Origin of the sequence: Herbaspirillum sp. NPDC101397 (assembly GCF_044767325.1) — a bacterium.
Lineage (GTDB): Bacteria > Pseudomonadota > Gammaproteobacteria > Burkholderiales > Burkholderiaceae_D > Herbaspirillum.
The window spans coordinates 259494-281567 of the sequence record NZ_JBIWNS010000001.1 but is presented as its reverse complement, the minus strand read 5'-3'; the positions used below and the strand labels follow the sequence as shown (position 1 = coordinate 281567).

Here is a 22074-nt window from a genome sequence, read left to right as displayed (position 1 = left end):
ATGATATGAAAGTCAATTCACGTTCATATGAACGTCACGATCCGGTAACAATCGCCCGATAACATTCACGACGTTTTCAAATGAACCAGTGAATGGATAAGTGAACATGCCGGCGACTCCTGCAGTTACTCCCGCTCTCAAGCCCGTCCTCAAGCCGGCCTCGTTGCGCCACAACGAAATCATTGCGCTGTTCCGTCAACACGGCTTCCTGACGATGGAAGCGCTGGCGGAGCATTTCGCCGTCACCACGCAGACCATCCGGCGCGACATCAATGCGCTGTGCGACGCGGATATCCTGCGCCGACGGCATGGCGGCGCCGAGCTGATCCTGTCGGCGCGCAACCAGCCTTACGACATGCGTCGCATCAACAATCTCGAACAGAAGGCAGAGATCGGCGCTGCCGTCGCCGCGCTGATTCCGAACTCGTGCAGCGTGCTGATCGGCATCGGCACCACGCCCGAGCAAGTCGCGCTGGCGCTGGCCAAGCACGATCACCTCACCGTCATCACCAACAACCTGCGCGCAGCGCTGGCGTTGTCGACCAACCAGAACAACCAGGTCATCGTGCCGGGCGGCACGCTGCGCTTTCCCAATCCGGAAATCCTCGGCAACGACGCCGACAAGCTGTTCCGCAACTTCCGCGCCGACTTCGGCATTTACGGCGTCGGCGGTGTCGACACCGACGGCACGCTGCTTGATTTCGATCGCATGGAATCGAGCTCGCGCCAGGCCTTGCGCGAGAGCTGCCGCACCCAGATCCTGGTCACCGACAACTCCAAGTTCGGCCGCCAGGCGCCGGTGCGCGGCGGCCATCTGTCCGACCCCGACATTCTGGTCACCGACAGTCCCCTGAGCCCGGCGCTGGCCGCCATGCTGGCCGGCAATACACGCGTCGTCGTGACCTCGCAGCCGGACTGCAGCACCGCCACGGATCGCCAATCCACTACCTCCGCGGCCACCGGCAATTCCGTCATGGCCGCCATTGCTTCCATTGCCGCAGGCAAATGAACATGCAGGACTCCAACATGAACACAGACGTCGCCATCCGCCTTACCGGCATCAGCAAATCCTGGGGCGCGCACCAGGTCATCAAGTCGCTCGACCTGGAATTCGGACGCGGCCAATTGGTCGCCCTGCTCGGCCCGTCCGGCTGCGGCAAGTCGACCTTGCTGCGTTTGCTCGCGGGACTGGAAACACCGGACAGCGGCCGCGTCGAAATCGACGGCAACGATGTCACCGCAGCGGCGCCGTCGGCGCGCGGGCTGTCGATGGTGTTCCAGTCGTATGCGCTGTTCCCGCACCTGAACATCGCCGAGAACATCTGCTTCGGCATGCAGGTGCGCGGCGTGCATGCGGCCGAGCGTCGCCAGCGTCTGCAGGACGCCCTGGCGCTGACCAACCTGCAGGGTCTCGAACAACGCAAGCCGGCCCAGCTGTCGGGTGGCCAGCGTCAGCGGGTGGCGCTGGCGCGCGCCATCGTCGCCGGTCATTCGATCTGCCTGATGGATGAGCCCCTGTCCAACCTTGACGCCAAGTTGCGCCATTCGGTGCGCCACGAAATCCGTGCGCTGCAGCAGCGGCTCGGCATGACGGTGGTGTACGTCACGCATGACCAGACCGAAGCGATGGGCATGGCCGACAAGATCGTGCTGATGAACGGCGGCGGCATCGTGCAGAGCGGCACGCCGGCGGAGCTGTATGAGACACCCGCCACCGCATTCTCGGCAGGCTTCATCGGCAGCCCGCCGATGATGTTGATGGCAGCCGAGAAATTGCCGGCGGCCTTGCGCGCGGGCATCGCGCCGATCGGCGGCGATGTGAAGACCCTGATCGGTGTGCGGCCCGAGCACTTCCATATCGTCGCGCCATCGTCGACCGAGCTGTTCGGCACCGTCACCGGCGTCGAATTCCAGGGCGCCGAATCCTACATCTACCTCGACCTGCCGGGCGGCGACGACATCATCGTGCGCAGTCCGGAAAAAAGCCGGCTCAAGCTGGGCGACCGCGTCGGCCTTGGCTGGAAACCCGCCGACGCGCACGTATTCGCCGCCGACGACGGCCGCCGCCTGCAACCGCCGGCCAGCTACGACAACGACATCGATGACCGCATCGCGCCGAAACTGGCCGCAGTGCTCTGAGCGCTTTCAACGCATCCGGACTTACTCACGTTTTTCACCTGCACTTTCAATTCGACCACCTCAAAAAGGAACAACCATGCTGAGCAAACTCATCAAAAAAACAGCGTTGGCGGCACTCTTCGCCAGCGCAATGACAGCATCGTCGATGGCCTGTGCCGCGACCGAACTGACCATGTACTATCCGATCGCCGTCGGCGGCCCGCTGACCGACGTGATCGACGGCATGATCAACGACTTCCAGAAGTCCAATCCTGACATCAAGGTCAAGGCGGTCTACTCCGGCAACTACGACGAGACCCGCGTGCGTGCGCTGTCGGCAATCAAGGGTGGCCAGCCTGCACAGTTGTCGGTGCTGGGCGCGCTCGATACTTACGATCTCATTGACCAGAACCTGATCGAACCTTTCGACAAGGTCGCCACCAGCGCCGAAGACAAGGCCTGGCTGCAAAGTTTCTATCCCGGCCTGATGGCCAACGGCACCATCGGCGGCCACGTCTGGGGCATTCCGTTCCAGCGCTCGACCATCGTCATGTTCTACAACAAGGACATGTTCCGCGCCGCCGGCCTGAATCCGGACGCGCCGCCAAAGACCTGGAAGGAAATGCTGGCCGCCGCCACCAAGCTGACCGGCAAGGACAAGTTCGGCCTGATGATTCCGTCGACCGGCTATCCGTACTGGATGTTCCAGGCGTTCGCGATCCAGAACGGCGTGTCGCTGATGAACAAGGAAGGCACGCAGGTCTACTTCAATACCCCTGCCGCAGTCGAAGCGCTGGAATTCTGGCGTTCGCTGGCCGCCACGCACAAGGTCAGCCCTGCCGGCGCGATTGAATGGGGCACGCTGCGCCAGGCCTTCGTGCAAGGCCAGACCGCCATGATGTGGCACACCACCGGCAACCTGACCGCGGTCAAGAAAGAAGCCAAGTTCGACTTTGGCGTCGCCATGCTGCCGGCCAACAAGCAACCGGGCTCGCCGGTCGGCGGCGGCAACTTCTACCTGTTCAAGGGTTCATCGCCGGCACAGCAAGCCGCCTCGGTCACCTTCGTGCGCTGGATGACCGCGCCGGAACGCGCTGCGCAATGGTCCATCGCGACCGGCTACGTCGGCACCAGCCCGGCCTCGTACAACACGCCGGCCCTGCGCGACTACGCCAAGACCTTCCCGCAGGCACTGGTGGCGCGCGATCAGCTGGCGGTAGCAATTCCGGAGTTCTCGACCGAACAGACCGCCCGCGTGCGTGAAGCGCTGTCGAACGCCGTGCAAGCCGCACTGACCGGCACCAAGACCTCCAAGCAGGCGCTGGATGAAGCGCAGGCAACCGCCGAGCGTTTGCTGAGGCCTTACCGTTAATCCACGCTCTTCCGCTAGACCTGTACTCCTGTACTCCTGTACTCCTGTACTGCCATCGTCCCGAGTTCCGGGACGATGGCGACAAGACCCGATCACCGGACACGATCCTGATGAACCAAGCAACACAACCGGCGCCGACAAATCCTGCCGAACGCCGCCTGCACAACCTGTTCGGCTGGGGCCTGCTGACGCCGTCGCTGATCCTGCTGACCTTGTTCGCCTTCTATCCGATGCTGGGGACGCTGTGGAGCAGCTTCCATTCGCGCGGCACCGCGCGCCGTCCCAGCGTGTTCAACGGCATCGACAATTACCGTGACCTGCTGAGCGACCCGACCTTCTGGCAGGTCGCGGGCAACAACCTGCTGTATGCGGGCGTGACCGTGCCCGTTTCGATCGCGCTGGCGCTGGGCATGGCGCTGTGGGCCAACGCCCGCATCGGCGGCCGCGGCCTGGTGCGCACCGCCTTCTTCACGCCGACCATGCTGCCGATGATTGCGGCGGCCAACCTGTGGCTGTTTTTCTATACGCCCGGCCTCGGCCTGCTCGATCACATCACCGCGTTATTCGGCATCGGTCCCACCAACTGGCTGGGCCAGCCCGGCACCGCGCTGTGGTCGGTCATGGCGGTGACGATCTGGAAGGAGTCCGGCTTCTTCATGATTTTTTACCTGGCTGCATTGCAGGCGATCCCGCCCGATCTGCGCGAAGCCGCGCGCATCGAAGGCGCCGGCCGCTGGGCCTACATGCGACGCATCGTGTTGCCGCTGCTGATGCCGACCACGCTGTTCGTGCTAATCAATGCGCTGATCAACTCGGTGCGCCTGATCGATCACCTGTTCATCCTGACCAAGGGCGGTCCGGACAACGCCTCCAAGCTGATCCTGTACTGGATCTGGGAAATGGCCTTCGCCTACCTCGACCAGGCCGGCGCCGCCGTGATGACCGTACTCGTGCTTGCCGCACTGGGACTGATCGCCGCGCTGCAATTCATCTTCTTTGACCGTCGCATCCATTACCGATGAACACTCTCGCCATTTCCCCGTCGGCGGCATCCGCTCCCGCTGCAGCGTCGCATGACCGTTTCTGGAACATCGTCGACACCTTCGGCGCCTGGCTGCTGGCGCTGCTGTGGATTGCACCGCTGCTGTTTGCGCTGTGGGCCGCCTTCCATACGTCCCACGCCGCGCTGGCGTTCGACTGGCGCGCGCCGCTGGTGCTGCAGAATTTCCGCGACGCCTGGCAATCGGCGCCATGGCTGCGTTATTTCCTCAACACCTTCGTACTGGTCAGCCTGATCCTGGTCGGTCAGTTCACGCTGTGCACGCTGGCCGGCTTTGCGTTCGCGCGCTTCCAGTTCAGCGGCAAGAACATCGTGTTCGTGCTGGTGCTGCTGCAATTGTTCGTGCTGCCGGAAATCCTGATCGTCGAAAACTACGCCATGGTCACCCGCCTCGGCCTGTTCGACACACCCTTCGGCATGGCGGTGCCCTACATGGCCAGCGCCTTCGGCATCTTCCTGCTGCGCCAGGCTTTCATGCAGATCCCGCGCGAGCTGGAAGAAGCGGCGCGCATCGAAGGCTGCGGCTGGTTCGGCGTGCTGTGGCGCGTGTACGTGCCGGCGGCCAAGCCGGTCTACCTGGCCTATGCCTTGGTGTCGGTGGCGACGCACTGGAACAATTTCCTGTGGCCGCTGATCGTGACCAACTCGCCGGCAACGCGGCCGCTGACGGTCGGGCTGTCACTGTTCGGCGCGCCGGAAAGCGGCGTCAACATCTCCATCATCAGCGCCGCCACGCTGGTGGCGATTGCGCCGCTGCTGATCGGCTTCCTGGTATTCCAGCGCCAGTTCATCCAGGCCTTCCTGCGCGCCGGTATCCGATAACTCTCTCTCAACACCAACAACACATCTGATGAAAGTCATACAAATCACCGACATCCACCTGGTGCCGGATGGGAACCTCTTGTTCGGCGAGGACTCGGTCACGCGTTTTCGCCACTGCATCGCCCATGTCAATGAACACCATGCCGACGCCGATCTGTGCGTCATCACCGGCGACCTCACACACGATGGCGACGAAGCCTCGTATCGCATCCTGGCCGATTGCCTCAAGGAGCTGAAACTGCCGGTGCGCCTGCTGCTCGGCAACCACGACGAACGTCCGGTGTTCCGCAGCGTCTTTCCCGCCATGCCGGTCGACGAGCACGGCTTCATCCAGGGTGTGCACGATGCCGGCGACACGCTCTTGGTGTTCCTCGACACCAAGGAGGCCGGTACCCACGAAGGCCGCCTGTGCGCCGACCGCCTGGCCTGGCTCGACCGCACGCTGGCCGAAGCCGGCGAACGATCGGTGTACCTGTTCTCGCATCACCCGCCGTTCGAGCTCGACCTGCCCTCGATGGACTGGATCCGCCTGCGTGAAGAAGCCGACCTGCGCGCGCTGGTGAAGAAGCATGGCAACGTGCGCTACATGTTTTCCGGCCACGTGCATCGGCCGTCGGGCGGCACCTGGTACGGCACGCCGTTCGCCACCGTGCCCGGCACCAACCACCAGCACGCGCTCGACTTCGCACTGACCGGGCCGGCCACGACCTCGATGGAGCCGCCCGCCTACGCCGTGCTGAGCCTGCGCGATGCGGGCGTGGTCGTGCACTATCACGCGTTCATGGACCGGTCGCAGCAGTTTCCGTACTACGGCTGAAGCAAGATCTTGGGGCGATGAAAAACGGGGAGGCACATTGTGCACTCCCCGTTTTTCTTCAATCCAAATTTTTCTTGCTGCTTAACTACCCTTGCGCGTCTTGAACGCCGGCACGAACAGATCCGACCAGACCGCAGGCTTGGTCTTGATGGTGCCGGCCTTGTCCATGAACACCACGTATTGCATGATGTCTTCCGGCGTAGTGGTGAATTGCGTGTCCGGATCGGCCAGCATCTTCTCGACTTCATCCTGCGTCAGCTTCATCTTCGACACGCGCAGGAAAGTCTCGGCAGCGCCCTTGCGGTTCTTGGCGATGTAAGCGTTGGCTTCTTCCTGGGCTTCCATGAAGGCTTGTGTCAGCTTCGGGTTCTTTTCGGTGAACTGCTTGAGCGCGAACACCACGTCGATGGTGATGTGGCCCAGGACGTCAGACGAATTCAGCACGCGGCGGATCTTCGGATCCTTGACTTCCTGATACGAGAACGGCGGCGAGGTGAAGTGACCGGTGATCTCGGTCTTGCCGGACAGCAGCGAGCCGAGGGCTTCGGGATGGCTCAGGCTGACGGTCAGCGGATCAAGCTTGGCGTAATTCTCGATGCCGAAGGTCTTGGCCACGGCCATTTGCAGCAGCACCGCCGACAACGAAGTCTTGATGCCCGGGATAGCGATCTTGTCCTTGGAGGTGAAGTCCTTGAGCGACTTGACGTTCGGGTTATTGGTGTTGAGCCACAACGGCGAGGTGCTCAGCGCACCCAGGCCCGTCACTTCCGAACGCGGGATACCGCGCGCCTTCGACCACAGCGTGATGAAGCCCGGCGCCCCGGTGCCGGCGATGTCCAGGTTGCCGGCCAGCATGGCATCGTTGATGACGTTGCCGCCGTCAAGCAGCACCCAGTTGGTCTTGACGTCGCCCAGGCCCGCGGCCTTGGCGTGCTTCTCGATCAGGCCCTGGTCGCGGATCACCATCAGCGGCAGGTACAGCAAGCCGTAGCCGTGCGACAGGCGCACCACCGGGGCTTCGGCGCGGGCTGGGATACTCGCGGCCAGCATGGACAAGCCCAGGGTTGCGGCCGTCATGAGTTTGGAAAAATGTCTGCGTTTCATTCTGTCTCCTTGGAAGGTTTTAGTTATATGCCAAAACCTGCTTGTGATCCGTAGCGAGAAGCCATCAGCTGATGGCGGCCGGAGCGGAATTCAGTTGCGTAACCCTTGGAATGTACTTAAGTACATGAGGATTCCGAGCACCGCCCGACGTCAGATCATGACTTCGCAGTAGGATCACGAGCAGGTTTAGTGTTGCATGCCCCAGCGGCGGATGGTGCGTTTTTCTATCTTGGCGAAAATCATGTTTTCCACGAACAAGCCGATGATGATCACGAAGAACAGGCCCGAGAACACATTGGCCGTCTCCAGCTGGTTGCGGTTTTCAAAAATGTACCAGCCCAATCCGCCGGTGCCGGACGAAACGCCGAACACCAGCTCAGCCGCGATCAGCGTGCGCCAGGCAAACGCCCAGCCGATCTTGAGGCCGGTCAAAATGCTGGGAAAAGCGGCCGGGATCAGGATGTAGCGCACCAGCGCAAAACGCCGCAGGCCGTAGTTCTGCCCGACCATGCGCATGGTGGCGGACACCGAGCGGAAACCGGCGTGGGTATTCAAGGCCACCGCCCACAGCACCGAATGCACCAGCACGAAAATGATGCTGCCGGTGCCGAGGCCGAACCAAATCAGCGCCAGCGGCAGCAAGGCGATCGCCGGCAGCGGATTGAACATGGAGGTCAGGGTTTCGAGGAAATCATTGCCGATGCGCGAGCTGATCGCCACCGTGGTCAGCAGGCCGGCCAGCAGAATGCCGAGACTGTAGCCGATCAGCAGCGTTTGCAGCGAGACCGCCGCGCGTTGCAGCAGCACGCCGCTGCTGATGCCGCTCATGAAGGCGTGCAGGGTTTCGCTGAAACTGGGGAACAACAGCGAATTGTCCAGCCAGCGGCCGTAGATTTCCCAGACCAGCGCCAGCACCAGCAGGATCGCTGTCTTGCGGATCCAGCTGATGCGGTAGATGGCTTCAAAGGCCGACAACGGGCGCTGCACTTCGGCCACGGCGTTGCGGTTCGGTTCGACGACGATTTCCGGACGCACGAAGAGTGTGCTGTTCTTGGTCATGGCGATGTCTCTTTCTTTATATTTATGGATCAGTGCGCGAACAGCATGTCATTGATGCGCTGCTCCAGCTGCGCCTGGCTGGCGGTGCCCATCTCTTCCGGCGGGATGCTGTTGAGCTCCGCCCTGACCTGCCCGGGATGCGGCGACAGCAGCAGGATGCGGGTGCCGATGCGGATCGCTTCCTCGATCGAGTGGGTCACGAACAGCACAGTGAAATTGGTGCCGTCCCACAGGCGCAGCAACTCGTCCTGCATCTTGCGGCGCGTGAGCGCGTCGAGCGCGGCGAACGGTTCGTCCATCAGCAGCACGTCCGGCTCCATGGCCATGCCGCGCGCAATCGAGACGCGCTGCTTCATGCCGCCCGAGAGCGTGTGCGGATAGCTGTCAATGAACTTGGCGAGGCCGACTTTCTCGATGTAGTAGGCGGCGCGCTCCGAAGCTTCCTTGCCTTGCAGGCGGCCGCTGGCGTGCAGCGCGAACTCGACGTTCTGGCGCACGGTCTTCCACGGCAGCAGCTGGTCGAACTCCTGGAACACCATCATGCGATCCGGACCGGGCTGGCTTACCTCCTTGCCCTTGAGGCGTATCTTGCCGCTGGTCGGCTGCAGGTAGCCGCCGATGGCCTTGAGCAGGGTCGACTTGCCGCAGCCGGATGGGCCCAGCAAGATGTAGCGGTCGGACGGATGGACATTGAAGCTGACTTGCTGCGTTGCAGTAACGAGCGAGTCGGAGGTCTTGTATTGCAGGGTGACGTTATCGATCTCTAGCAAAGGCATGGATGGATCGACAGGCGCAAGGGCTTGATCAGTTTTCACAGCTATCTCCTGAAGGTGCTTTTATAAGTTCTTGGAAGGATGCTAATCTCGCAAGCTGTAACGAAACTGACATACACACGAGTATCGGCTGCGATATCTTGCCGATATCGAAATACACTGCTCTCAAGCTCGCTCCATTACGACGGATTTATCATCATGCGCATACTCCTGGTCGAAGACACGGCCGACGTCGCCGAAGCGATCGTCGCCCACCTGTCGCGCATCGGCCACACGGTGGACTGGCAAAGCAAGGGCAACGATGCCGCCCGGCTGGTCACCGATCCCTATGACCTGATCATCCTCGACGTCATGCTGCCGCAGCAAGACGGTTTCTCCCTGCTCACGCGCGTGCGCGAAAAAGGCCTGTCCACGCCGGTGCTGATGCTGACTGCTTGCGCCGAAATCGAAGAACGCGTGCGCGCGCTCGATCTCGGCGCCGACGACTACCTGATCAAGCCTTTCGACTTCCGCGAGCTGGAAGCGCGCATCCGCGTCCTGCTGCGCCGCAGCGGCGGCGAAGCCACCAATCTGCTCAACTGCGCCAACCTGACCATCGACCGCAAGAGCCGCACCGCAGTACTCGACGGCCGGCCGCTGGAACTGACACGGCGCGAAGTTACCCTGCTGGAAATCATCGCGGCGCGACCAGGCCGCATCTTCGGCAAGGACGAGTTGATTGACCGGCTGTTCAGCGTCGACGACACGCCCAACGCCAACACCGTCGAGCAATACGTCGGCCGCCTGCGCAAGAAGCTGGCCGGCGCCGGTTTTGAAATCCGCACGCTGCGCGGACTCGGCTACCAGCTGGTGCTGCTGCCGGCCGGCGCGGTCCACCATCCATGATCGTCGCCGGCCGCTCGCTCTATACGCGCCTGGTGATGCGCGTGGGCATCGTGCTCTCCATCAGCTCGGCGGTGCTGCTGGTCGCCATCTGGATTTCCACCCAACTGGCAGCCAACAAAGCCTACGACCGCATCCTGTCCGGCAGCGCCTTGCAGATCGCCGAAAACACCTGGTACCAGAACGGCGCGGTCAATGTCGACGTGCCGCTGGCGGCGTTCTCGATGTTGACTGCCGGCGACCAGGTGTTCTACGTGGTGATCGATCCCGATGGCCGCACGGTCGCCGGCGACCCCGACTTCAAGCCGGAGATTCCCTGGAACAAGCTGGAAGACGGTCCGCTGCTGCAGGACGGCGCCTATCTCGACACGCCGGTGCGCATGGCCGTCATCGGCCGCCGCATGCCGGTCGCGGGCGATCATCCCTGGGCCGTGATCGTGCTGGCGCAAACCAATAACGCGCGCATGTCCTTCGCCAAGAGCGTCGGCACGCGCGCCCTGCTGGTGATCCTGGCGATGGGCGTACTGACGCTGATCGCCGCCATGTTCACGCTCTACCAGGCGCTGTCGCCACTCAAGAAAATCGAAGCGGCGATCCGCGAGCGCGACCTCAATGACCTGTCGCCGCTGTCGATCACGGTGCCGGTCGAGACGCATGCGCTGGTCAGCTCGATCAACGCGTTCATGCAGCGGCTGGCGGTCCACCGCGCCACCATGCGCCGCGTGATCGGCGATGCGGCGCATCAGTTGCGCACCCCGGTGACGGCGCTGATTTCGCAGATGGAACTGCTGTCGGCGCAACACGATGAAGAAGGCCGCCGCCATCATCTGGACCGCCTGCGCACCCGCACCCGCCAACTCGGCGCGCTGGTCAATCAGCTGATCAACCATGCCATGGTGCAGCACCGCAGCGATACCGCTGCATTGGAAAGCGTCGACCTGGCCCAACTGGTGCGCCAGGAAATGGCCGACATGCTGTCGCATCAGGAGCGACTGCTGGACCTCGCCATGGAAGCGCCGGAACAGCCCTGCCTGATCATGGGCGACGCCATCAGCCTGCGCGAAGCCGTCAAGAACGTGCTCGGGAATGCTTTGCAGTACGGCGCCGCCAGCTTCCTGCACGTGCAGCTGGAACGCAAGGAGGCGCAGATCGAACTGTGCGTCATCGATGACGGCCCCGGCATCCCGGAAGCCGACTGGGAACGCATCCGCAAGCCCTTCTCTCCGCGCAGCGGCGAACGCATGGGCGCGAGCCTGGGACTGTCCATCGTCGAGGAAGTCATGCGCGCACACGGTGGCCAGCTGCGTTTCGGCTATAGCGGCGCGGGCAGCTTCATGGTGGTGTTGAGCTTTCCGGCGCGGCCGGACGGCGCGGCATAAAATACGAGAACTCAGACTGGAAGAAAAACAATATGAAAACATCATCATCGATTGGCACTCGCACGTCGGCAGCGTCGCTGAAACATCTGCTGCTGTCCGCGCTCATCCCCTTGAGCCTTACCCTCAATCCAGGCGCACAAGCGCAAACATCAGGAGCCGCCATGCAGCAAAAAAGCCAACAGGAAAACGCCGCGCTCTTTGCACCCGGCGGCATCCTGCGCGCCTCGATCAATCTCGGCAATCCGGTGCTGGCCAGCCTGGATGCCAACACCGGAAAACCGGTCGGCGTCTCGGTGGATCTGGCGACAGAACTGGCGCGGCGTCTCGGCGTGCCCCTGCAACTGGTCCCGGTTAAATCGGCCGGCGCTTCCGTGGAAAACATCGAGCAGGACAAGGCCGACATCGGCTTCTTCGCGGTCGATCCCAAGCGTGCGCAGGAAATTAGTTTCACCGGCCCTTACGTCCTGATCGAAGGCTATTACGCCGTGCGCACGGATTCGCCGATCACCAGCAACGCCCAGGTCGATCAGCCCGGCATCACCGTGGCGGTCGGCAACGGCAGCGCTTACGATCTGTTCCTGACGCGCGAACTCAAGAGCGCGACGATCGTGCGGATACCGACTTCACCGGCGGTCGTGCAAGGCTTCCTCGACCAGAACCTGAGTGTGGCCGCCGGCGTCAAGCAGCAGCTTGAGCACGACGCGGCCAAGGCCGGCGGCCTGCGCATCCTCGACCAGCGCTTCATGGTGATCCGCCAGGCCATGGGCGTGCCGAAAGCGCGCGGTGAAGCAGCCGCTGCCTATCTCGCCGAGTTCGTGGAAGACGTGAAGGCCTCGGGCTTCGTCGCCGCCTCGCTGGCGAAGCACAAGATTGAAGGCGCGCTGGTGGCCAAACGCGGCGATTAAGCACGGCGACTGAGCACGCCCGGCAGAAATTTTCGTGCGCTAGTAAACTGGCGCCATCCTGCTCCGTTCGCTTCCTCCGCTTCTTCCATTCTTTCTTTCGCTCGCCGCCAGGCCAACATGAATGAATTGAACATCGCCGCAACGCCCCGCGCGTCGGATCTTCCGGACGCCGGCGCGCGTCGTCGCTCGCTGATCGCCGCCTGCAGCGCGCATGCCGTGCACGACGGCTTGACCGATGTCATCTATGTGTTGTTGCCGATCTGGCAATCGCAGTTCTCGATCAGCTACGCCATGGTCGGACTGCTGCGCGGCTCTTATTCCGGCATGATGGCCGGCTTTCAGTTGCTGGCCAGCCGGCTGGCCCGGCGCTGGGGCCGTGAACGCATGCTGATCGGCGGCACCGCGCTGGCCGGCCTTGCTTATCTCATTGCGGGTCAGGCCGGAGGTTTGTCAGTATTGCTGGTGGCATTGCTGCTGGGCGGACTCGGCGCCAGCACCCAGCATCCGCTGGCGTCGTCGCTGGTGACCGACGCGCATGAACACGGCGGCGTCAAGGAGGCGCTGGCGCAATACAACTTCGCCGGCGACATCGGCAAGACCCTTATTCCAGGACTGGTCGGACTCTTGCTGGTGGTGGTCAGCTGGGAAACCAGCGCGACGCTGATCGGCCTGCTCGGCCTGGCTGCTGCTGCCATGCTGTGGTGGCTGATCCCGGCGCGCAGCGACGCTACCTCCGCCAAAACAAAGAAAGCCCGCACCGTCAGCGGCGCCGGCTCACCGGGCGGCCTGCTCGCCTTGCAATTCACCGGCACGCTGGACAGCGCCGTGCGCATGGGTTTCCTGACCTTCCTGCCGTTCCTGCTGAAAAGCAAGGGCGCGGGCACTGCCGGCATCGGCGTTGCACTGTCGCTGCTGTTTGTCGGCGGCGCATTCGGCAAGCTGCTGTGCGGTTACCTGGGCGCGCGCATCGGCATGATGAAGACGGTCTGGCTGACCGAGTCCGCGACCGCCTTGCTGATACTGGCCGCCGTATGGCTGCCGTTGTCCGGTTTGATGCTGATGCTGCCGCTGCTGGGACTGGCGCTGAACGGCACGTCTTCGGTGCTGTACGGCGTGGTGCCCGAGCTGGCCGGACCGGACAGGCGCGACCACGCATTCGCGCTGTTCTACACCGGCACCATCGGCGGCGGCGCGCTGGCGCCGGTCGTGTTCGGCTACCTTGGCGACGTTGCCGGCATCCCTGTTGCGACGATGACGCTGGCGGCGCTCCTGCTGCTGACGCTGCCCTTGTCGTGGCGCGTGCAACGCGGTCTCGATACGGCGGCCAGGTCATGAGTTACGCACTGCAATTACTGGCCATCACCGGCGTGCTCTTCCTCAGCGTTCTGAGTCCCGGTCCGAACTTCGCGCTCGTCACGTCCACCGCCATGACGGTGTCGCGCCGCGCCGGCATCCTGACCGGCCTCGGTCTGGCTGCGGCATCGTGCACCTGGGTGCTGCTTGCTGTGGCGGGGCTGGGCCTGATCACCGCTCACTTTCCGCTGGTCCATACCGCCGTGCAAATCGCCGGCGCAGCTTATCTGATCTGGCTTGGCGTGAAGATGATCAAGGGCGCGACCAAGCCGGTGAACAAATCCGCCGACGGCAATGCCGATGGCATGGCGGCGGCCCGCAAGGCCTTCCTGGTGAGCATGACCAATCCCAAATCGATCGGCTTCTACGGCAGTATTTTCACGGTCATGGTGCCGGTGTCTGCACCGCTCTGGTTTTACGCCGCCATCGTGGTCATGGCGACGCTGGTGTCGGCCGGCTGGTATTGCGGACTGGCGGTGCTGTTCTCGCATCGCGCAGCGCTGCGCATCTACGCCCGCGCCAAAACCGCCATCGAAGCTACGATGGGCCTGCTGCTCATTGCCCTCGGCGGCAAGCTGCTGCTCGGCCGCTGAAAGAACTCCCCCCTCGCGGCTTGCACGCCGCCGTCTCCCGATTGCCCCCATGCAATCAAGGTTTCCTGACATACAAAGCCAAATCACGTTGCTATAGTTGCCTGATCACAAGTCCGTCCCGGCGACACCATCGCCCGGGAAAGCGATTGCTTTGGCGACCGACTCCGTTTGCCAAAGCGCGTTGCAGGACTTCATGACTGCCGAAGATGCATTGATATCGCACTCCAACAACACCTAAAAGCGAATGAGGAAGGACGGGCATATGGCTGCAGCAGCATTGAACAGGGAGGTTCAGTATCTGGGCGCGAAGGATTTTTTCCTGGCGCGCCAACCGGTGCTGAACATCCGGCAAGAGTTGATCGGCTACGAACTGCTGTTTCGCAGCAGCGCAGCCAACTACGCGACCGTCATGGACGATGCCGCTGCGACCGCCGCCGTCATCGAGCACGCCGCCGAGCTGGGCCTGCACAATGTGATCGGCTCGCTGGTCGCGTTCATCAATGTCGACGCCGCCATCCTGCTGAGCGACGCCATCTACGTGCTGCCCAAGGAGCACGTGATCCTGGAGATACTCGAGACCGTCGAACTGACGCTGCCGCTGATGCAGCGCATCGAGGCGCTGTCCGAGGCCGGGTACATGTTCGCCATCGACGACCTGGTGCAGGAATCGGATCGCACCGACCTGCTCCTGCGCGTGGCGTCCATCGTCAAGGTGGACGTGCTGAACATGCAAGATGATGAACTCGCCGCGCTCAGTCACAGCCTGCGGCAAAAGGGCAAGAAGCTGCTCGCAGAGAAAGTGGAAACCGCGGAGAAGTTCAGGCTCTGCAGCGAGTACGGTTTCGATTATTACCAGGGTTATTATTTCGCCCGGCCCGACGTGCTGCACGGTAAAAAGCTGAATGCCTCCAGCATCCTGATCATGCAGATACTGGCGCTGGTCATCAAGGGCGCCAACAACTACGAGATTGTGCGCTTCATCAAGAAGGACATCGCACTGAGCCTGATGCTGCTGCGCCTGGTGAACACGCCGATGTACGGTTTCCGCCGGCACATCGCCTCGCTCGGCCAGGCCCTGCTGGTGCTGGGCGACCGCCAACTGAAGCGCTGGCTGCAGATCCTGCTGTACGCCAATCCGGACAACGGCCGCAATGCCTCCTCGCCGCTGATGATCCTGGCGGCCACGCGCGGCAAGCTGTGCGAACTGCTGGCGCAAAAAGTCCAGCCGCGCCGCTCGAGCCGCTCGGACACCGCATTCATGGTCGGCGTGCTGTCACTGACCGACGCCCTGCTGAACCAGGACATCGCCGACATCCTCGCCCAGATCGGCGTGTCGATCGAAGTGCGCGAGGCGCTGCTGTCGCGTTTGGGATTCTATGGCGGCCTGCTGCAACTGGCGGAGGCCAGCGAAAAACCCGAGCTGCTGAGTGCGGCGCGCCGCATCGAACTGTTGAACGAGTTCCAGCTTTCCGCGGACGAGTTTTACAGTGTGCAAAAAGAGGCGTTCGAATGGGGCGACAGCATTTCCGAAAACATGGGCATGGGTGCGCACACCACGCAGCCGGTCGAAGACTTGCGTTCGTTATCGGAATGACATGAGGGTATTTTTTCAAACCGTACGAAAGCGCCCGGCTCTGCGGTATGCTGACGCACAAGAAAAACTGAATAAAACAGGGATCGCGCCGAGACCGCAGATCCTGCCTTGAAAACTTCTGCATCACCAAAACAAAAACGATACCGACACGCGAAATGAACAGTCTGAGTTGCACACCGGCAGATGACGATTGCCTTAAAAAGAACGACCTCTACCGGGCGCTGGTGGATGCGTTTACGGACGGCATCGTCATGCAGCATGCGAACGGCTCGGTGTTCGATTGCAACGGCGTGGCCGAACACATCCTCGAATGCAGCAAGCAGCAAATGCAGGAAATACAAAACGTCGCCGCCCTGCTCCACAGCCGCAAGGCCATGCGCAGCGACGGCACTTCTTTTGCGGAGAAAGACTATCCGATGGTTGTCGCACAGACAACGCGACAACCGGTCAGCAACATCATGATGGGCATGACCAGACTGGACGGCCGCTTCTGCTGGCTTGAGGTCAGCGCCAGTCCGATCATGGTCAATCGCGGCGTCGACTGCATCGGCGTGGTCACCTTCCTGCGTGAAATCACCGAACGAAAAGAAGCCGAAGAGGCGCTGGAAAAGCGCCACCATGAACTCGAAAAAGGCATCTTCAAACGCACCGCCCAGCTGGAGTTTACGCTGGGCCAGCTCAAACTCGCCGTCAGCGCATCCAATACCGGACTGTGGAACTGGAACCTGCGCACCGACCAGTTCTACTTCTCGCCGGAATGGAAGCGGCAGATCGGTTACGCCGATCACGAAATCGATGACGGCATGGAAGAATGGACGGCGCGGCTGCACGCCGACGACGTCGAGCGCGCCGTCACGCTGACGCGTGCTTATCTGGCCTCGCCGCAGGAGTCGCTGGAAATCGAATACCGCATGCGCCACCGCGACGGCACCTTCCGCTGGATGCTGTCGCGCTCCATGGCCATGCTCGACGAAAACGGCAAGGCGATCCTGCTGCAGGGATCGCACGTCGACATTACCGAACGCAAGCAGTCGGAAGAAAACCTGCTGGCGCTGACGCGCGAACTGCGCGACGTGTCGCGCGAGCTGGCCCGTGTGGAAGAAGCCGAGCGGCGGCGCTTTGCACAGGAGCTGCACGACACCATCGGCTCGGCGCTGGCGGCCTTGAGCATCAACATGACCATCATGAGTGGGGAAATCTCCGGCGCAAATGACCATCCTTCGGCCGGCATGGCGGCGCGCCTGAAGGACTCCATCGTGCTGCTGGACGACACCACCGACGCCGTGCGCCGGCTGATGGCCGAGCTGCGGCCGCCGGTACTGGACGACTACGGCCTGGAAGCGGCGTTGCGCTGGCAGTGCGAATTGTTTGCCGAGCGCTCCGGCTTCCGCTTCACGGTAGATGTCTACGGCATCGCCGACCGGCTGGAGCCGGAGCTGGAAATTTCGCTGTTCCGCATCGCCCAGGGCGCCATCACCAACATCGCCAAACACGCGCGCGCCACCAATGTCGAGGTCATGCTCAACATCCTGCCGAGCTCGGTCACGCTGACCATCATGGACGACGGCGTCGGCTTCGTCCTCAACAAGCAGCGCGACCATAAGCTGAAACCGACCTGGGGCCTGGTCTCCATGCGCGAGCGCGCGCAAGCCCTGGGCGGCCACCTGAAGATCATCTCCGAGCCCGGCAAGGGCACCTGCATCGAAGTGGCGGTGGAACTGTGACGACGCCGATCCGCATCTACATCGCCGATGACCACACCATCGTGCGCGACGGGCTGGCGGTCATGCTGCAAGTGCACAGCGACATCACCGTGGTCGGCTCCGGCAGCGACGGCCGCCAGGCGGTCAAGGAAATCGAGCAGTTGCATCCCGACGTCGTCATCATGGACATCGCCATGCCGAACCTGAACGGCATCGAGGCGGCGCTGCTGCTGCGCGACGTCGCGCCCACCGTCAAGACCATCATGCTGTCCATGTACGCCACCAAGGAGCACATCTTCCGCGCCCTGCAGGCCGGCGCGCGCGGTTACCTGCTGAAGAATTCGGCCGGCTCTGAACTGGTCAATGCCATCCGCATCGTGCAAAGCGGGCAACGCTACCTGAGCCAGAAAATCTCCGACACCGTGGTCGACGACTACCTGCTGGAGAGCCGCGCCGCCGGACCGTTGGACGCCCTGAGCACGCGCGAACGGGAAGTGCTGCAACTGGTGGCGGAAGGCCACTCCAGTGCGCAGGTAGCGGCCATGCTGTCGCTCTCGCCCAAGTCGATCGAAACCTACCGCAGCCGGCTGATGCAAAAGATCGGCGTCAGCGACCTGCCCAGCCTCGTCAAATTCTCCATCCATCACGGCTTGATTTCGCTGGAATAATTTCGCATCGGAATTGCCGCCCGGCATCATAAGAATGCGTCGCATTTGTACGATTCTCCCGACATATTTTCCGGCGCACCGGTACTACCATCATCGCAGTCCGCGCTGTTACGCCTCATCACCGCGCGCGACGCCGGCCCAAGGCGATCCACCCGATCCGCTGCGCGTCTCCGCCCCATCCGGGTGACTGATCCGCATGCATGACAACGCCGGCATACCTGACCGATATTCATGCCGACGGATGGAAAAATGCGATCACTATTTGGCCTGTTGCTGGTGCTGCTCTGCTTGACGGGATTAAGCGGATGCGAGCGGACGCCGCTGGAGCGACTCGTCTACGAACACGCCCGTGACCAAGCCCAGGTGAATGCTGCCAATTTCGAACGCAACAAGGGAGCCCGCGAACGCCAGCAACTGGCGTTGCGCCGCCAGTTCGGTTCGGACGACGAAGGCGACTGACACCACCTTGCCTGCCCGGGCATCCGCACGCGAAACGCGTTACAGTTCCGCATTGGATACCGGGAAAATCACATGAAAGTATTTATCACAGGCGCGACCGGCTACGTCGGCGGCTCGATTGCAGTCCACCTGATCAAAGCCGGCCACAGCGTGCGCGGGCTGGTGCGCGACATGCGCAAGGCCGACGCGCTGGCGCGGCTGGGCGTCGAAGCCGTCCAGGGCGATCTCGACGACCGCAACGCACTGATTCGCGAGGCGCGCGCGGCCGACGCCGTCATCAATTGCGCCAGCAGCGACCATCGCGACGCCATCGAAGCGCTGATTGAAGGACTGGCCGGCAGCGGCAAACCCCTGCTGCACACCAGCGGCTCCAGCGTGATCGGCGACGCCGTCGCCGGCAACGCGCTCAATCCGACCATCTTCGACGAAGAGACGCCGCTGGTGGTTGATGAAGGCAAACGCGCCCGCTACGAACTTGACCGGCGCATCCTGTCGGCCGAAGGCATCCGTGGCGTGGTGATTTGCAACACGCTGATCTATGGCAAGGGTCTCGGCCTGCAGCCGCACAGCGTGCAGATTCCGGCGCTGGTGGACAAGGCCGTAGCCAGCGGCGTGGTGCGCATCGTTGGTCGCGGCCTCAATCGCTGGTCGACCGTGCACATCGAAGATTCCTGCGCGCTGTATCTGCTGGCATTGGAACAGGCGCCCGCCGGCGCCTTCTATTTCGCGGAAAACGGCGAGTCGTCGTTCGCTGATATCGGCGCCGCGCTCAGCAAGCGCCTCGGCATCGCTAGCGTCGAGAATCTCAGCGAAGAACGAGCCATCGCCATCTGGGGCGTCGCCCGCGCCCGCTATTCGCTCGGCTCCAACAGCCGTGTGCACGCCGTCCGCGCCCGCAAGGAGCTGGGCTGGAACCCGCAGCATGCTTCAGCGACCGCGTGGATCGAGAATGAGATGGACAAGCCGGCCTGACCGGCGTGACCGTTCCGACGCTTGCCGCAACGGTCACGCCTTCTTGCTTCCAGGTCAGGTCTTGTAGAAACGCTTGGCGCGCTCGGCCGCCCGGTCGATCGCTTGCTGGACGGTCTTCGATCCGCTCGCCGCTTCCGCCACCATATCGACCAGCACGTAATCGGCCAGACAGGCCGCCGAGGCTTGCCCCAGCGGACCTGCGTGGCCATGGTCCAGCATCAGCGAGGCGGCGTCTCGGTAAGGCGTGGCCTTGGGGTCCGCGGTCCAGACCGGATTCTTTTCATAGGCCTTGAGCGGCTGGCTGACGTAGCCGATGGCTGCCTTCATCCACGGATTGAACTGATCCGGCTCCATCATGAATTGCAGAAAAGCCTTGGCCGCATTGGGATACTTGGTGTGCTTGAACGCCATCATCTGGGTCAGTTGCATCAGCTCGGTCGGCTTGCCCGAGACGCCGATCGGATAGTGCGTGTGCTGGGTGTCCTTGGCCAGCTCCAGCAGCTTCGGATCGGTCGAATTCTTGGCGGCGTAGTAGATCGAGATGCCGTTGTTGGTCAGGCTGACCTGGCCGTCGAGATAGGCCTTGTTGTTGGACGGATCCTGCCAGGACAGCGTGCCCTGCACCATGGTCTGATACAACTGCTTGCCGTATTCGAGAGCGGCGCGGGTCTCGGCCGAATTGATGACGACGTTGCCTTGCTCATCGACCAGCTTGCCGCCGTGCGCCCACAGCAGCCAGTGCGCGTAGTTGTTGGCGTCGCCGACCGCCTTGCCGTGGGCGAAGCCGATCGGCGTGTTTTTGGCCTTGAGCGCCTGCGCCATCTTGAGGAAACCGGGCAAGTCCTTCGGCACCGCTTCAAAACCGGCGGCCTTGAGCTGGCTGTCGCGGTACACCAGGCAGATGCCGATCACGCCCAGCGGAATGGCGATCCACTTGCCGTTGCTCTTGCCGTATTTCTGGAACACGTCGTACCAGCCGCCGTAACGGCTGCCGAGCGAGTTGGCCAGATCGGTGACGTCGAGCAGCTTGGTCGGATACTGGTGCGGGTCGTCGAACCAGCCCAGCACGATATCGGGACCGCTGCCGACATTGGCCGCCACCGCCGCCTTGGGCCGCACGTCCTCAAACCCCTCGCTGTCGGTGCGCACCGGGACGCCGGTCAGCTCGGTGAATTTCTTGACGTTCTCATTCCACAAATCCTCGTCGCCCTGGACGAAGCGCTTCCAGCGCAAGACGCGCAGGGTCGCGCCTTTTTCTATCGGGTAATCGATGCCGCCGGGTGCGGTGGGCGCGGCGAACGCCGCACCTCCTACGGTCGAGGCGGCGGCAGCCGATGCTGCGCCGGCGATCAGAAATTCGCGTCTGCTTAACTTCGTCATGTCTCCTGCTCCTTCTGTTAGAACGGATGGATCCGCGTGTGCGCGGTTATATATATTGACGTCTATGCAAGGCAGTAAGGGTGTGGTGAGTGGCTCTCTCCTTCAGTTAAATGAGTGACGGCAACGACAAACGCCGGCCATCGAAATGGCCGGCATGAACATCTCCATCAGTGCGACGGAGGACAAATCAGTCAAACATGTCCGGACTGGTCTGCACCAGTTGGTCATAAATCGGCTGGAAGTGCAGCCAGCCGATGAACGAGTTGCCGACGTTCTCACGGCTGTAGCGGGCGCGCTCCGCGGACACCATGGTCGGCTTGATGCCGGTGGCTTCGACCATGAGCTGGACCTGGCAGCAGCGTTCCAGCGCGATGAACCAGAATGCGGCGTCTTCGATGCTGTGGCGGCTGGCGGTGAACAGGCCGTGGTTTTGATGAATCGCCGCCTTGTTCTTGCCGAAGGCTGCAGCCACCGACTTGCCGGCCTCTGCCTTGACCGCAACGGCGCCGGCCTCGGCGGTGATGACGACATGGTCTTCAAAGAACACCGCCGCGTCCTGGGTGATCGGATCGAGCTGGCGTCCCAGCGCCGCCCAGGCGGTGCCGTAGACGGTATGCGCGTGGCACATGGCGACGATGTCCTGGTGCATCTCGTGGACTGCGGCGTGCAGCACGAAGCCGGCGCGGTTCAGTGCGTAAGTGCCTTGCACTACCTCGCCCTTGTGATTGGCGAGGATCAGGTTGGACAGCTTGACCTGGGAGAAATGCACCGCCATCGGATTGGTCCAGTACAGGTCCGGGAATTCCGGATCGCGCACCGTCAGGTGGCCGGCAAAGCCGTAGTCGAGACCATGCAGGGCGAAGGCGCGGCAGGCGGCGACCAGGCGTTCCTTGCGATGCTGGCGTTCTTCAGCGTGGGTGGCGAATACCGGCACCTCGGGAAATTTGAGCCCCTGTTGTTCGGGCTGGTATACCGAGATGCGCTTGTCGTCGGCGGCGAGCGCGCTGAAAGCGGCTTTGGCTGGCGTGGTGGATGTTGCACGGTCTGCGACTTCGATCATG

The 22074-nt window shown here is 62.6% G+C and carries 21 protein-coding genes; 16 read left to right on the top strand and 5 right to left on the bottom strand.

All coding sequences use genetic code 11. From position 1 onward, the window contains the following. Positions 1 to 106: 106 nt before the first annotated feature. The 6 genes from ACIROW_RS01345 (at position 107) to ACIROW_RS01320 (ending at position 6189) form a co-directional block, all read left to right on the top strand. Positions 107 to 1009 carry a DeoR/GlpR family DNA-binding transcription regulator gene (locus tag ACIROW_RS01345; RefSeq protein ID WP_402271092.1) on the top strand — a complete coding sequence of 301 codons (903 nt, stop codon included), beginning with the start codon at positions 107 to 109 and terminating at the stop codon, positions 1007 to 1009. A gap of 17 nt (positions 1010 to 1026) precedes the next feature. After that, entirely contained in the window at positions 1027 to 2139 is a 1113-nt protein-coding gene (locus ACIROW_RS01340) for an ABC transporter ATP-binding protein (RefSeq protein ID WP_402271091.1), read from the top strand. A gap of 76 nt (positions 2140 to 2215) precedes the next feature. Continuing rightward, entirely contained in the window at positions 2216 to 3490 is a 1275-nt protein-coding gene (locus ACIROW_RS01335; protein ID WP_402271089.1) for an ABC transporter substrate-binding protein, read from the top strand. A gap of 110 nt (positions 3491 to 3600) precedes the next feature. Next, positions 3601 to 4512 (top strand): carbohydrate ABC transporter permease, encoded by a 912-nt coding sequence (locus ACIROW_RS01330; RefSeq protein ID WP_402271087.1) that lies wholly within the window; start codon positions 3601 to 3603, stop codon positions 4510 to 4512. After that, the gene (locus ACIROW_RS01325) at positions 4509 to 5372 is read left to right on the top strand and encodes a carbohydrate ABC transporter permease (RefSeq protein WP_402271085.1); all 864 of its coding nucleotides are present in this window, start codon (positions 4509 to 4511) and stop codon (positions 5370 to 5372) included. The genes ACIROW_RS01330 and ACIROW_RS01325 overlap by 4 nt, the downstream gene beginning before the upstream one ends. Positions 5373 to 5400: 28 nt before the next feature. After that, the gene (locus ACIROW_RS01320; RefSeq protein WP_402271083.1) at positions 5401 to 6189 is read left to right on the top strand and encodes a phosphodiesterase; all 789 of its coding nucleotides are present in this window, start codon (positions 5401 to 5403) and stop codon (positions 6187 to 6189) included. An 81-nt stretch (positions 6190 to 6270) separates the two neighbouring features. On the opposite strand, the gene ACIROW_RS01315 is transcribed toward ACIROW_RS01320, so the two are convergent. The 3 genes from ACIROW_RS01315 to ACIROW_RS01305 form a co-directional block, all read right to left on the bottom strand. After that, the gene (locus ACIROW_RS01315) at positions 6271 to 7293 is read right to left on the bottom strand and encodes an ABC transporter substrate-binding protein (RefSeq protein WP_029363308.1); all 1023 of its coding nucleotides are present in this window, start codon (positions 7291 to 7293) and stop codon (positions 6271 to 6273) included. A gap of 186 nt (positions 7294 to 7479) precedes the next feature. Further along, the gene (locus tag ACIROW_RS01310; protein ID WP_402271081.1) at positions 7480 to 8352 is read right to left on the bottom strand and encodes an ABC transporter permease; all 873 of its coding nucleotides are present in this window, start codon (positions 8350 to 8352) and stop codon (positions 7480 to 7482) included. 29 nt (positions 8353 to 8381) lie between these two features. Continuing rightward, complete coding sequence (locus ACIROW_RS01305) at positions 8382 to 9128, bottom strand: ABC transporter ATP-binding protein (RefSeq protein WP_402272427.1); 747 nt, start codon at positions 9126 to 9128, stop codon at positions 8382 to 8384. A gap of 195 nt (positions 9129 to 9323) precedes the next feature. On the opposite strand from ACIROW_RS01305, the gene ACIROW_RS01300 reads away from it, so the two are divergent. From ACIROW_RS01300 to ACIROW_RS01255, 10 genes are all read left to right on the top strand, one after another. Next, positions 9324 to 10010 carry a response regulator transcription factor gene (locus ACIROW_RS01300; protein ID WP_402271079.1) on the top strand — a complete coding sequence of 229 codons (687 nt, stop codon included), beginning with the start codon at positions 9324 to 9326 and terminating at the stop codon, positions 10008 to 10010. Further along, positions 10007 to 11386: a sensor histidine kinase gene (locus tag ACIROW_RS01295; RefSeq protein ID WP_402271077.1), complete on the top strand. Its 1380-nt coding sequence runs from the start codon at positions 10007 to 10009 to the stop codon at positions 11384 to 11386. The genes ACIROW_RS01300 and ACIROW_RS01295 overlap by 4 nt, the downstream gene beginning before the upstream one ends. Before the next feature lie 161 nt (positions 11387 to 11547). Next, positions 11548 to 12291, top strand: a complete 744-nt coding sequence (locus tag ACIROW_RS01290; RefSeq protein WP_402271075.1) for an ABC transporter substrate-binding protein — start codon at positions 11548 to 11550, stop codon at positions 12289 to 12291. A 117-nt stretch (positions 12292 to 12408) separates the two neighbouring features. Next, positions 12409 to 13626 (top strand): MFS transporter, encoded by a 1218-nt coding sequence (locus ACIROW_RS01285; RefSeq protein ID WP_402271073.1) that lies wholly within the window; start codon positions 12409 to 12411, stop codon positions 13624 to 13626. Beyond that, a complete protein-coding gene (locus ACIROW_RS01280; RefSeq protein ID WP_402271070.1) occupies positions 13623 to 14237 on the top strand; it encodes a LysE family translocator in 615 nt (204 codons plus the stop codon). Before ACIROW_RS01285 ends, ACIROW_RS01280 begins: the two co-directional genes overlap by 4 nt. A gap of 262 nt (positions 14238 to 14499) precedes the next feature. Beyond that, positions 14500 to 15831, top strand: a complete 1332-nt coding sequence (locus ACIROW_RS01275; protein WP_402271067.1) for an EAL and HDOD domain-containing protein — start codon at positions 14500 to 14502, stop codon at positions 15829 to 15831. A gap of 155 nt (positions 15832 to 15986) precedes the next feature. Next, entirely contained in the window at positions 15987 to 17555 is a 1569-nt protein-coding gene (locus tag ACIROW_RS01270; protein WP_402271065.1) for a PAS domain S-box protein, read from the top strand. Further along, entirely contained in the window at positions 17552 to 18202 is a 651-nt protein-coding gene (locus ACIROW_RS01265) for a response regulator (RefSeq protein WP_402271062.1), read from the top strand. Before ACIROW_RS01270 ends, ACIROW_RS01265 begins: the two co-directional genes overlap by 4 nt. Positions 18203 to 18451: 249 nt before the next feature. Continuing rightward, positions 18452 to 18661 carry a hypothetical protein gene (locus ACIROW_RS01260; RefSeq protein ID WP_402271060.1) on the top strand — a complete coding sequence of 70 codons (210 nt, stop codon included), beginning with the start codon at positions 18452 to 18454 and terminating at the stop codon, positions 18659 to 18661. 72 nt (positions 18662 to 18733) lie between these two features. Next, positions 18734 to 19633 carry an NAD-dependent epimerase/dehydratase family protein gene (locus tag ACIROW_RS01255; RefSeq protein ID WP_402271057.1) on the top strand — a complete coding sequence of 300 codons (900 nt, stop codon included), beginning with the start codon at positions 18734 to 18736 and terminating at the stop codon, positions 19631 to 19633. Positions 19634 to 19687: 54 nt separating this feature from the next. Here ACIROW_RS01255 and ACIROW_RS01250 read toward each other — a convergent pair whose 3' ends face one another. After that, entirely contained in the window at positions 19688 to 21013 is a 1326-nt protein-coding gene (locus ACIROW_RS01250) for an ABC transporter substrate-binding protein (RefSeq protein WP_402271055.1), read from the bottom strand. Between the two features lie 187 nt (positions 21014 to 21200). Beyond that, positions 21201 to 22073, bottom strand: coding sequence for a class II aldolase/adducin family protein (locus ACIROW_RS01245; RefSeq protein ID WP_402271053.1), 873 nt, complete (start codon positions 22071 to 22073; stop codon positions 21201 to 21203). Between the last annotated feature and the right edge of the window lies 1 nt (position 22074).